This window comes from Gaiella sp. (genome assembly GCF_035710885.1).
In the GTDB taxonomy this organism is placed as follows: domain Bacteria; phylum Actinomycetota; class Thermoleophilia; order Gaiellales; family Gaiellaceae; genus Gaiella.
In genome coordinates this window covers 17997-27883 of record NZ_DASTCS010000011.1, presented here as the reverse complement: position 1 = coordinate 27883, position 9887 = coordinate 17997, and the positions used below count along the sequence as shown (strand labels likewise).

Sequence of the window (9887 nt, the reverse complement as noted above, 5' to 3'; positions counted from 1 at the left end):
GGCTTCCCGGGTGCCCTCCCGGTCATGAACCGCAGGGCGATCGAGTGGACGATCAAGCTCGGCCTCGCGCTCGATTGCGAGATCGCCGAACAGGCGGTCTTCGCGCGGAAGAACTACTTCTACCCCGACCTGCCGAAGGGCTATCAGATCTCGCAGTACGATCTACCATCTTGCATTAATGGCAAAGTGCTACTGCCGACTGCGGACGGTGACCGTGTGATCGGCATCGTGCGTGCACACCTCGAGGAGGACGCGGCCAAGACCGTGCACGTCGGCGGGACGGGCGGCCGGATCGGCGGCGCCGCACACTCGCTCGTCGACTTCAACCGCGGCGGCACGCCGCTCGTCGAGATCGTCAGCCGGCCCGACATCCACTCCGCCGACGAGGCGAAGCGCTTCCTCCAGCTCCTGCGCCAGACGGTCGTCGAGCTCGGCATCTCCGACGCCGAGATGGAGAAGGGCACGCTGCGCGCCGACGCGAACGTCTCCGTTCGCCCGCGCGGCTCGGACGAGCTGCGCACGCGCACCGAGATCAAGAACATGAACTCGTTCACGCACATCGCGCGCGGGATCGAGGCGGAGGTCACCAGGCAGGTCGCCGTCTGGGAGTCGGGCGCCGAGGTGGAGCAGCACACGTACGACTTCGACGTCGGCACCGGGACGCTCACCGCCCGCCGGACGAAGGAAGAGGCGGACGACTACCGCTACTTCCCCGAGCCTGACCTCGTCCCCGTCGAGCCGCCCGCGGACATGGTCGAGCGCCTGCGCTCGGAGCTGCCGGAGCTGCCGGCGCAGCGGATCCGGCGGATCGGGGCCGTGCTGGACCACGAGCGGGCGCTCGTCCTGGTCACGGGCGGCCTCGACCCGTTGTGGGAGGCGACGGTGGCGGCGGGCGCAGACGGCGTCGCCGCGAGCAACGTGATCGCGAACCAGCTCGTCGGAGCCGGGGTCGATCCGGCCGTGGTGGACGCGGCCGAGCTCGCGAGGCTGGTGGACGCCCGCGAGCGGATCCCGCGGAAGGCGTTCGACGAGGCGATTGCGAGGGTCGGCGAGCCCGGCTTCTCGGTCGAGCCGTATCTCGCGCAGGAGGCCGTGTCGGACACCGCCTCGCTCGAGCCGGTCGTCGACGCGATCCTGGCGGCGAACCCGGCCCAGGTCGAGCAGTTCCGCGCCGGCAAGGACGGCTTGCTGGGGTTCTTCGTCGGTCAGGTGATGAAGGAGACGAAGGGGCAGGCGGACGCGCGCGCCGTCAGCGAGCTCGTGCGCGCCAAGCTCACGGCCTGATGGACGGCGTCACGGCGGATCCCGGAATCAGCCTCGACGAGCTGCGGCTCGCGGCTCGGAACCACGCGATGCCGCTGGAGGCGCTTCGCTGGCCGATCACGCCGGTCGGGCTGCACTACCTCTTGATCCACTACGACGTGCCGCTCGTCGACCCTGCGGCGTTCCAACTCGAGATCGGCGGAGCCGTCGGGCATCCCCTGGCGCTGACGCTCGACGATCTCCGGGACCGGCCCGCCGTCGAGGTGGCGGTGACGATGGAGTGCGCCGGCAACGGCCGCGCGCTACTCGATCCCCGGCCCGTCAGCCAGCCGTGGCTGACCGAGGCGGTGGGCACCGCACGCTGGCGGGGCGTCCCGCTGGCAACCCTGCTCGAGGAGGCGTCGCCGGCGACGGGTGCGGTCGAAGTCGTGTTCAGCGGGCTCGACCGGGGCGTGGAGGGCGGGGTGGACCAGCGATACGAGAGGAGCCTGCCGCTGGGCGAGGCGCTCGAAGCAGGCTGCGTCCTCGCCTACGAGATGAACGGCAGTCCGCTGCCGCCCCAGCACGGCTTTCCGCTCCGGCTCGTCGTGCCGGGGTGGTACGGGATGACGAACGTCAAGTGGCTCGCGTCGATCACGCTCAGCGAGGAGCCGTTCACGGGGTACCAGGTCGCGACCGGGTACCGGGTCCGGCAGACCGAGGACGAGGACGGCCGTCCGGTCACGCGGATGAGACCGCGCTCGCTGATGGTGCCGCCGGGGATCCCGGACTTCCTCACGCGCGACCGTGTCGTCGAGCGGACGCCGGTGCTGCTCGAGGGCAGGGCCTGGTCGGGTCGCGCGCCGGTCGTGCGCGTGGAGGTGAGCCAGGACGGCGGCGAGACGTGGGCGGATGCCGAGCTCACCCGCGAGCTCCACGATCGCCTCGCGTGGGTCGGCTGGTCGTTCCGCTGGGAGCCTCCTGCGCAGGGCGCCTCCATCCTCTGCTGTCGCGCGACGGACGAGACCGGCGAGACCCAGCCGCTCGAGCCCGAGTGGAACCTCGGCGGCTACGAGAACAACGCCGTGCAGCGGGTTCCGGTCGTCGTGCGCTGAGCGCTGCCGCGGGCGCCACGCCCGGTGGCGCGCCTCCCTGCGCCGAGCGCTGGCATCATCCGTGCGATGGCGCGCCGGATGCTCGCGTGGCTCCTCGTCACACCCGTGGCTGCTGTGGGCGTCCTGGGAGCCCACGCGCTCGCCTACGGGCTCACGGGAACGACCGCGGGATCCGTCCACGCCTACCTCGGGCACGTGCCTCAGGTCGTGGCCGTCCTCGCGTCGATCGGCCTCGTGGGGCTCGCGGTGCAGGAACGGAGCTTCGGCCGGCTCCCGCTGTGGCCGTTCGTGCTCGTCGGCCCGCTGGGCTTCACCTGCCAGGAGCATGTCGAGCGGCTGACGCACACGGGTGAGCTGCCGTTCCTCCTGACGACACCGTCCTTCGCAGTCGGGCTCGTGCTGCAGCTGCCCGTCGCTGTGCTCTGCGTCCGGGTGGCCCGGCGTGTCGCCGGGGCACTCGTGGGCATCCGCGTCGCGCGGACAGGCCTGCTGGCAGAGGCGTGGCTGCCGCTGCCCTCACGACCGTCGTCCCGACCGCGGGAGGCCGACCGGCCGCGCGCGACCGGTCGGTCGCCACCGCCGCTCCTCGCGTCCTGAGCCCACACGCCGCGCGCCCACTCGCGCGGCTCGGACGAGGAGTGACGATGAGGAGGATTCTCGTGATTGCCGTCGCCGCGAGCGCGCTCGCGCTCGCGGGCTGCGGAGGCGACGCGGAGACAGCGTCTCCCGATGCGACCGCCACCGAGACGGAGACGACGACGGCGACGACTCCGGCGGAGACGGCGCCGACGGTGACGACCCCCGCCGAGACGACTCCGCCGAACCCGAAGCCGACGACGATCGTGATCGTCGTCGACCAGGGCCGACCGCGCGGCGGGATCAAGCGGCCCGAGCTCGACAAGGGCGAGAAGGTCGTGCTGGTGGTCCGGGCGGACGCGGGCGAGGACGTGCACCTCCACGGCTACGACATCGAGAAGCCGGTGACGCCCGGGAAGCCCGTGCGCATCCCGCTGACGGTCGACCTGCCGGGGCGCTTCGAGCTCGAGCTCCACCATCCGGACTCCGTCCTGGCCGTCCTGGAGGTCCGGCCCTGAGCAGCCCCGGCCTCGTCGCACACGGGATCGGGGGCATCCAGGACCTCCCCGTCCCTGCGTGGATGTTCTACTGGGGGGCGGCCTCGGTGCTGGTCGTCTCGTTCGTCCTGCTCGGCGTCCTGTGGCGCTCGCCGCTCCTGGCCGCCCGGGAGCGTGGCCGCGCGTTGCCTGCATGGCTCTCGGGGGTGCTCCTCGGCCCCGTGCGCATCGTCGTGCAGGCGCTCTCCGTCGCGCTCTTCGGCCTCGTGTGGGTCTCGGCCCTCTTCGGCGACACCGACCCGTTCCGCAACCTCGCTCCCACCTGGATCTACGTGATCTTCTGGCTCGGTCTCCCCGCGCTCTCGGTCGTCCTCGGCAACGTCTGGCGGGCGCTGTCGCCGTGGCGGGCGATCGCCGACGCATTCGTCTGGGCGCGGGAGCTCGGAGGCAGCGAGGCGAGGCCTCTGGCCGAGTACCCCGCAAGGCTCGGGCGATGGCCGGCCGCCGTGGCGCTGCTCGCGTTCGTCGCCCTCGAGCTCGCCTACTCCGACCCCGCGAGCCCGCGTGCCCTCGCGTTTGCGATCGCGCTGTACACGTACATCGCGCTCTTCGGGATGGCCGCGTTCGGAAGGGACACGTGGGAGGCGAACGGGGAGGCCTTCGCCGTCCTGTACCGGCTGCTCGGGAGGATCGCCCCCTTCCACGTGGTGGACGGGCGGATCCGCGTGCGCTGGCCGTTGACGGGCCTGGCCGGCGTCGAGCCGGCTCCCGGCTCGGTCGCGTTCGTGGCCGTGATGCTCGGGTCGGTGCTGTTCGACGGGTACAGCCGCACGACGACCTGGCAGGACCTGGCCGCGAGGGTGGAGGGGCCCTTCGTCGTCGACCAGCCGGGGCTCGGCGAGCTGCTCGTCACGCTTCTCAGCGTCGGCGGCCTCCTCGCCGCGGTGCTGGCCGTGGCACTCGCCTACGAGACGGCGTGCGCCGTCGCGCGGTGGACGGTGAACGCGCCCCGCTCGCTCGTCGGCGACTTCCTCCGTTCACTCGTGCCGATCGCGTTCGTGTACCTCGTCGCTCACTACTTCACCCTCTTCGTGACGCAGGGGCAGTTCGCGATCCCGCTCCTCTCCGACCCGCTCGGCAGAGGCTGGGACCTGTTCGGCACGGCCGACTTCGCGCCGTCCCTCGGGGTGATCTCGCCGAACACGACGTGGTACGTCCAGGTCGGTGCCCTCGTCGCCGGCCACGTGGCGGGGCTCGCGGTCGCGCACGATCGCGCGGTGACGATCTTCCCCGACCGGCGCGACGCGCTGCGCTCACAGTACGCGATGCTCGCGCTCATGGTGCTCTACACGGTCGGCGGCCTGTGGGTGCTCTCGCGAGGCTGATCGCACACCATCCGAGCGGCCTGACGCTGGCGGTCGAGGCGGCGATCCTCCTCGCGCTCGTGGCCCTCTTCGGCTGGATCTGGCTTCGCGAGCGACGGCGTCGTGTCGACCGCTCACGCCGCATCCCCGAGATGAGGGAGTGACTCGCTCGACCGCCGGGGACGCCTGGTGCCAGGCACGAAGACATGGCTCGTCGCGACATGTCGCCCGCGGCCAACGGGTCAGCGCCGGCTCACGAAGCCTGCATAGAGCAGTGCCGCCGCGATCGCGGTGAAGACCGACCCGCCGCCCCCGCCCAGGCCCGCGAGGGCGCTGCCCGCGGCGGCCACGGCGACGCCGGCGATGATGGCGGTGTTGCCCAGCGGCCGCCGTCGCAGCCCCGTCAGCGCGACGACGACCGCGGCGAGCGTCCCTCCGATGTTGCCCACGAGCGCAACGGCGCGCGCCGGGAAGAAGTCGAGGTGCGCAGATGCGTCCGGGATCGCTTCACCCGTCACCTCCGGGTCGATCGGCATCGCGACGGCGATCCCGATCGCGAGCCCCGCGTAGAGGAGCGCGAGCGGTCCAGCGAGGCGCACACCGGCTCGAAGCAGCGAGCCTGCGCCCAGGAGCGCGGCGGTGAGGAGGCCGCCGAAGAGGTAGTAGGCGCGGAACGCCCGGTCGTCCCACCCGGCGGCTGCCCCCCAGGCGAGGCCCGAGGATGCGGCCGCGAAGCAGGCGAGCGATGCAGCCCAGGCGAGCAGCTCCGGGGAGCGTCGGCGATGCCAGCGCCGGATCAGCTCTGCAGCCAGCCGGAACGACAGGATGGCGGCCGCGAACGGGACGAGGACGTCCATGGAGCGACAAATGTACGGTCCTGCACGTATCCGTCCCGCGCAGGCGGCGGTAGGCTCAGGTCGTGGCGCGCCCGCAGAAGCTCCTCACGCCAGGCCCCACCTCGGTGCCGCCGGAGGTGCTGCGCGCGCTGTCGGAGCCGGTGCTGCACCACCGCTCGCCGGACTTCGCGGCGGTCTTCGAGGTCGCCCAGGAGCGGCTGCGGGAGGTCTTCCGCACCGAGAACGAGGTGCTGCTCCTGACGTCGTCGGGGACCGGCGCCTTCGAGTCGGCGGTCGTCAACCTGCTCTCACCGGGCGAGCGCGTGCTCGCCGTCTCACAGGGCGAGTTCGGGGAGCGGTGGCAGGCGCTGGCGGGCGCGTTCGGCTGCGACGTCGTGCCTCTCGCGTACGCCTGGGGGGAGAGCCCCCGTGCAGACGACCTCCGCGAGGCACTCGAGGAGAGCGGGGCCGAGACCGTCTTCCTGGTCCACTCGGAGACGTCGACCGGGGTCGTCTGCGAGCTCGAGCCGCTGCTCGCCTCCTGCCGCGACGCCGGGGCGGTGTCCATCGTCGATGCCGTCTCGAGTCTCGGCGCCGTTCCGCTCGAGACGGATGCGTGGGGAGCCGACGTCGTCGTGACGGGCTCGCAGAAGGCACTCATGACGCCGCCCGGCCTGGCCTTCGCAGCGGTCTCCGAGCGCGCCTGGGAGCGCAGCGGGAAATCCACGCTGCCTCGGTTCTACTGGGACTGGGCGCGGCAACGGCGCGCGCAGGCGAAGGGCTCGACGCCCTTCACGCCGGCGACGTCCAACGTCGTCGCGCTCGTGGAGGCGCTCGGCCTGGTCCTGGCGGACGGCCTCGACGCCGCGTTCGCTCGGCACCGCGCCCTCGGCCGCGCGTGCCGTGCGGGCGTGAAGGCGATCGGGCTCCAGCTCTACTCGCCCGACGACGACAGCGCCGCGGTGCTCACGGGGGCGCTGACGCCGCAGGGGATAGACGCCGTCGAACTGCGGCTCGCCCTGCGCGACCGCCACGGGATCACGATTGCAGGCGGGCACGGCGACCTCGTGCAACGGCTGTTCCGGATCGGCCACATCGGTCACGTCGGCATCGAGGACATCGCCGAGGCGCTCACCGCGATCGAGGAGGAGCTCCGCGCCGCCGGAGCCGAGGTCGAGCCCGGCCGCGCGGCCCCGGCGGCGCTCGAGGCGTTCGGCTCCGTCGCCGCCGCGTAGATGCGCGTCCTCGTCCGCGAGCCGATCGCCGAGGCGGGCGTCGAGCTGCTGCGCAGCCGCTTCGACGTGGACGTGGATCCGGATTCGCCGCTCGAGGACGTGATCGACCGGTACGACGCGATCGTCATCCGCTCGGCGACGCGTCTGACCGCCGACGTCATCGACCGCGCTCAGCGGCTCAAGGTGATCGGCAGGGCGGGCGTCGGGGTCGACAACGTCGATGTCGACGCGGCGACGCGCCGCGGGATCGTGGTCGCGAACGCGCCCGAGTCGACGATCGTGTCGGCCGCGGAGCAGACCATCGGGCTGCTCGTCGCGCTCGCGCGCAACATCCCGCAGGCACATGCCGCGCTGAAGGAGGGCCGCTGGGAGCGCTCGCGCTGGAGCGGCATCGAGCTTGCGGGCAAGACGCTCGGTGTGATCGGGTTCGGCCGCATCGGGCAGCAGGTGGCGCGGCGCGCCCTGGGACTGGCGATGAACGTCGTCGCCTACGACCCTTTCGTGGGGCGCGAGCGGTTCCGCGAGCTGGGCGTCGACCAGGTGGAGACCGTGGAGGAGCTGCTCGGCGCGGCGGACGTGGTCACTCTTCACTCACCGCTCACGGACGAGACCCACCGCTTGATCGACCGTGACGCGATCGCACAGATGCGCGACGGCGCTCGCCTCGTCAACGCCGCCCGCGGCGCCCTCGTCGACGAGGACGCCCTCGTCGAGGCGATCCGGTCGGGCAAGCTCGCGGGCGCCGCCCTCGACGTCTTCTCGGCGGAGCCCTACGCCGGGCCTCTGCTCGAGCTCGACCAGGTCGTCGTCACGCCGCACCTCGCGGCGTCCACCGGCGAGGCGCAGGATCGGGCCGGAGTGATCGTCGCCGAGCAGGTCGTCGCCGCGCTCGACGGCGGCGTCGTCACGAACGCGGTCAACATCCCGATCGTCGACCAGGCCGATCTCGAGGTGCTCGGCCCGTTCATCCCGCTCGCGGCGCAGCTCGGCCGGATCGCCGTCGGGCTCGCGGCCGGGCCGCCACGCAGGATCGCCGTCGCCGCGTACGGGCCGCTCTCCGAGTCCGACACCCGCCTGCTCACGGCGGCGGCCCTCAACGGCGCGTTCCAGGGGCGTGTCGACCAGATCGTCAACGTCGTCAACGCCCCCGTGATCGCCGCCGAGCGCGGGATCGAGGTCGTCGAGGAGCGCAACCGGGCGTCCCGCGACTACACGAACACGATCGAGGTGAGGCTGCTCTCGGACGGTGAGGAGATCGCGGTCTCGGGCACGACGATCGGGCCGGAGCCACGCCTGTTTCTCGGCGGTGCGCTCGGCTTCGGGATCGACATGGAGATCGCGCCGCACATGGTGTTCGTCCGCTATCCCGACCAGCCCGGCGTGATCGGGCGGGTGGGCGCGATGTTCGGGGACGGAGGCATCAACATCGCCAACATGGCCGTCTCGCGGACGAAGGAGGGAGGCGAGGCGCTGATGGTGTTCTCGATCGACACCGCCGCCACCACCGAGCTCGTCGATGCCCTCCGCGACATGGGCTTCGACGACGTCCGCTTCGTGGAGCTCGGGTGAGCATGGACTGGCCGGAGCCGGTCGAGCGGGTCGCGGCCTTTCTCCGGGACACGGGCGCAGAGGCTCGCCTCGAGGAGCTTCCGACGGAGACGGGGAGCGCCGAGGCGGCGGCCGACGCGATCGGCTGCACGCTCGGCCAGGTCGTCAAGTCGCTGGTGCTCGTCTGCGACGGCGCCCCGGTCGTGGCACTCGTCCCCGGCGACCGAAAGGCGGACACGGGGAAGGTGGCGCGTCTCGTGGAGGCACGCCGCGTGGCCGTCGCGCGTCCTCAGGAGGTCGTCGACGCGACCGGGTTCAGCCCGGGAGCGGTGTCGCCGTTCCCGCTCGAGCGCGTGAGCGCCGTGCTGGTCGAGCGCACGCTCCTGCGCCACGGCACGCTCTTCGCCGGCGCGGGCTCGGACCGCCACATCGTCGCGCTCTCTCCGGCTGAGCTCGTGCGGCTGACGCGCGGTCGGGTCGAGGACGTCGTGCTGGAATCTCCATAATCTTCGAAACGGCCGAGACGGAGGAAAGCGATGCAGGAGACTGCCAAGATCTGGATGAACGGGGAGCTCGTCGACTGGGCGGACGCCACCGTTCACGTCGGCGTCCACGGTCTCCACTACGGCACCGGGGTGTTCGAGGGGATCCGCGCCTACGAGACGCCGAAGGGGCCGGCCGTCTTCCGCCTCGCCGACCACCTGCAGCGACTCCACGACAGCGCCAGGCTCCTCTACATGGAGCTCCCGTACACGGTCGAGGAGCTCCGCACGGCGACACACGAGCTCGTGCGGACGAACGGGTTGCCTGCGGTCTACATCCGGCCGATTGCGTTCTTCGGGTACGGCTCGCTCGGGGTGCACACGCGCGGGAACCCCATCGAGACCGTGATCATGAGCTGGCCGTGGGGCGCCTACCTCGGCGAGGACTCGCTCGCGAAGGGCATCACCGCCAAGATCTCCTCCTGGACGCGTGTCGGGCCGAACGTGATCCCACACGTGGCGAAGGCGACCGGGATCTACCTGAACTCGATGCTCGCGACCACCGAGGCGCAGCGCGGCGGCTACGACGAGGGGATCCTGCTCACCGACCAGGGCTTCGTCGCGGACGGGCCGGGGGAGAACATCTTCGTGGTCAGGAACGGGCGCATCCTGACCCCGCCACTGTCGACCTCGATCCTGCCCGGGGTCACGCGCGACAGCGTGATCCAGATCGCCCAGGACCTCGGGTACGTCGTCGAGGAGGCGGACATCATCCGTACGGAGCTCTACCTCGCCGACGAGGTGTTCATGACCGGAACCGCGGCGGAGGTGACACCGGTGCGCGCGGTCGACGACGTGGAGATCGGCGTCGGAGAGGTGACACTCGAGATCCAGCGCGCGTACCTCGAGGTCGTCAACGGCCGCTCCGACCAGTGGAGTCACTGGCTCGACGTCGTCGAGACGGTCCCCGCTCCCGCCTAGCCGCCGCGGGA

The 9887-nt window shown here is 71.9% G+C and carries 11 protein-coding genes; 10 read left to right on the top strand and 1 reads right to left on the bottom strand.

Annotated features, from left to right (window positions below):
* The 6 genes from gatB to VFO26_RS02795 all read left to right on the top strand — a co-directional run.
* The coding region (gatB, locus tag VFO26_RS02820; RefSeq protein WP_325113362.1) for an Asp-tRNA(Asn)/Glu-tRNA(Gln) amidotransferase subunit GatB at window positions 1-1284 on the top strand (1284 nt) is incomplete at its 5' end.
* Window positions 1284-2357 carry a sulfite oxidase gene (locus tag VFO26_RS02815; protein ID WP_325113361.1) on the top strand — a complete coding sequence of 358 codons (1074 nt, stop codon included), beginning with the start codon at window positions 1284-1286 and terminating at the stop codon, window positions 2355-2357. The genes gatB and VFO26_RS02815, both read left to right, overlap by 1 nt.
* A 66-nt stretch (window positions 2358-2423) precedes the next feature.
* Window positions 2424-2954: a hypothetical protein gene (locus tag VFO26_RS02810; RefSeq protein WP_325113360.1), complete on the top strand. Its 531-nt coding sequence runs from the start codon at window positions 2424-2426 to the stop codon at window positions 2952-2954.
* A gap of 47 nt (window positions 2955-3001) precedes the next feature.
* The gene (locus VFO26_RS02805) at window positions 3002-3451 is read left to right on the top strand and encodes a hypothetical protein (RefSeq protein WP_325113359.1); all 450 of its coding nucleotides are present in this window, start codon (window positions 3002-3004) and stop codon (window positions 3449-3451) included.
* A gap of 62 nt (window positions 3452-3513) precedes the next feature.
* Window positions 3514-4815 (top strand): hypothetical protein, encoded by a 1302-nt coding sequence (locus VFO26_RS02800; protein WP_325113358.1) that lies wholly within the window; start codon window positions 3514-3516, stop codon window positions 4813-4815.
* Window positions 4794-4958 carry a hypothetical protein gene (locus tag VFO26_RS02795; RefSeq protein WP_325113357.1) on the top strand — a complete coding sequence of 55 codons (165 nt, stop codon included), beginning with the start codon at window positions 4794-4796 and terminating at the stop codon, window positions 4956-4958. Before VFO26_RS02800 ends, VFO26_RS02795 begins: the two co-directional genes overlap by 22 nt.
* Before the next feature lie 78 nt (window positions 4959-5036).
* On the opposite strand, the gene VFO26_RS02790 is transcribed toward VFO26_RS02795, so the two are convergent.
* Window positions 5037-5651, bottom strand: a complete 615-nt coding sequence (locus VFO26_RS02790) for a hypothetical protein (RefSeq protein WP_325113356.1) — start codon at window positions 5649-5651, stop codon at window positions 5037-5039.
* A gap of 62 nt (window positions 5652-5713) precedes the next feature.
* Here VFO26_RS02790 and VFO26_RS02785 point away from each other — a divergent pair, with 62 nt between their 5' ends.
* From VFO26_RS02785 to VFO26_RS02770, 4 genes are read left to right on the top strand one after another with little or no spacing between them, the layout of a single operon-like run.
* Window positions 5714-6865 (top strand): alanine--glyoxylate aminotransferase family protein, encoded by a 1152-nt coding sequence (locus tag VFO26_RS02785; RefSeq protein WP_325113355.1) that lies wholly within the window; start codon window positions 5714-5716, stop codon window positions 6863-6865.
* Window positions 6866-8434 carry a phosphoglycerate dehydrogenase gene (gene serA / locus VFO26_RS02780; protein ID WP_325113354.1) on the top strand — a complete coding sequence of 523 codons (1569 nt, stop codon included), beginning with the start codon at window positions 6866-6868 and terminating at the stop codon, window positions 8432-8434. It abuts the gene before it with no gap.
* Between the two features lie 2 nt (window positions 8435-8436).
* Window positions 8437-8919 (top strand): YbaK/EbsC family protein, encoded by a 483-nt coding sequence (locus VFO26_RS02775; RefSeq protein ID WP_325113353.1) that lies wholly within the window; start codon window positions 8437-8439, stop codon window positions 8917-8919.
* A 30-nt stretch (window positions 8920-8949) separates the two neighbouring features.
* A complete protein-coding gene (locus tag VFO26_RS02770) occupies window positions 8950-9876 on the top strand; it encodes a branched-chain amino acid transaminase (RefSeq protein WP_325113352.1) in 927 nt (308 codons plus the stop codon).
* The last annotated feature ends 11 nt before the right edge of the window (window positions 9877-9887 follow it).